At 67.5% G+C, this 1,176-nt stretch carries 2 protein-coding genes; both read right to left on the reverse strand.

Features of this window, described 5'->3' with window-relative positions; all coding sequences use genetic code 11:
* Positions 1 to 24: 24 nt before the first annotated feature.
* Entirely contained in the window at positions 25 to 645 is a 621-nt protein-coding gene (locus Aph01nite_RS40915) for an IS630 family transposase (protein ID WP_204046479.1), read from the reverse strand.
* Positions 555 to 1,100: a winged helix-turn-helix domain-containing protein gene (locus Aph01nite_RS40920; RefSeq protein WP_204046478.1), complete on the reverse strand. Its 546-nt coding sequence runs from the start codon at positions 1,098 to 1,100 to the stop codon at positions 555 to 557. The genes Aph01nite_RS40915 and Aph01nite_RS40920 overlap by 91 nt, the downstream gene beginning before the upstream one ends.
* Between the last annotated feature and the right edge of the window lie 76 nt (positions 1,101 to 1,176).

The raw sequence follows: 1,176 nt of genomic DNA on the forward strand, positions 1-1,176 counted from the left end.
TACAGAGCTTGAAAGGTCGGGGTCTTATGGCGGAGCCCGGTCGATGATCAAGCCGGTGTGGGCTACGAACGCGTCCACGAGAGCGGGACGGTACTGCATCCGCCGCAGGCGCGTGCGAATCAGGCTCGCGAGTTCGTCGAGGCTGCAGGCGGCCAGGTTGCCCAGGCTGCGTTTGAGGTGGGACCACACGGTCTCGACCGGGTTCAGCTCCGGAGCGTAGGAGGGCAGGTAGAACACCGTCAGCCATGGCCGGGTGGCGATCAGGCTCCGCATCTTTGCGTCCTTGTGGTGGGTGAGGTTGTCCCACACCAGCACGATCGGACCACCCAGCTGCTGATGCACGGCATCTAACAGACGGGCGTAATCCACCTCACGGAACCCTTTCTTGTCGTTCTTGCGCCCTCGATAGAGCAGCATGCGGAAGATCAGGCGGGTCCGTTGCCCGGGTTTGAGGCACACCAGCCCGGCCAGGGAGACACGGCCCGAGCCCTTGCCCGAGACGGTGACGGTCGGGGTGTGTCCGCGGCGGGACCAGGTACGGGCCTTGGGCGGCCTCAGCGATTGGCCTGCCTCGTCTTGGAAGCAGATCCACGCATCCTGGTCCCGCGCCGTTGTTCCACCAGCGGCCAGACCTCCTTGATCCAGGTGGCGACGGCCTCCTCGTCGCGTTCGGCGGCGCGCCGCTGCGGCACCTGCGGGCTCCAGCCCAGCCGGTGCAGCAGATAGGAGACCCCGCGCAGCGTGTAGGACTGGCCGGATAACTCCTTGATGAGCACCGCCACCCGCGCCAGCGTCCAGCGCTGGTCTTCACTCCAGCCATGCGCGGCCGGCCCCGCGTCCAGCTCCTGTTGCAGCCGGTCCAGTTGCCGCTCGTCCAGCCGGCAGTCCGATCCGCTGGGCCCTTTGGACAGCAGCGCGGCCTGACCGCCTGCTTCCCAGGCCCGGCGCCAGGCGTAGACCGACTTGCTCGAGACGCGTAGCCGCCTGGCCACCTGCGCCGGTGTGACACCCGCAGCGAATAGCCCCGCGGCCTGCAAGCGGATCCGTTCCCGCTTGGCGCGCGCCTCCGGGGTCAGACCACCACCATCCGGATATCGCATCCCACCGGCATACTCACCGGCCTGGTCGAGGTCACGCAACCACGCCGCGAGACCTCAACCTTTCAACCTCTGTAGC

This window comes from Acrocarpospora phusangensis (genome assembly GCF_016862995.1).
GTDB lineage: Bacteria > Actinomycetota > Actinomycetes > Streptosporangiales > Streptosporangiaceae > Acrocarpospora > Acrocarpospora phusangensis.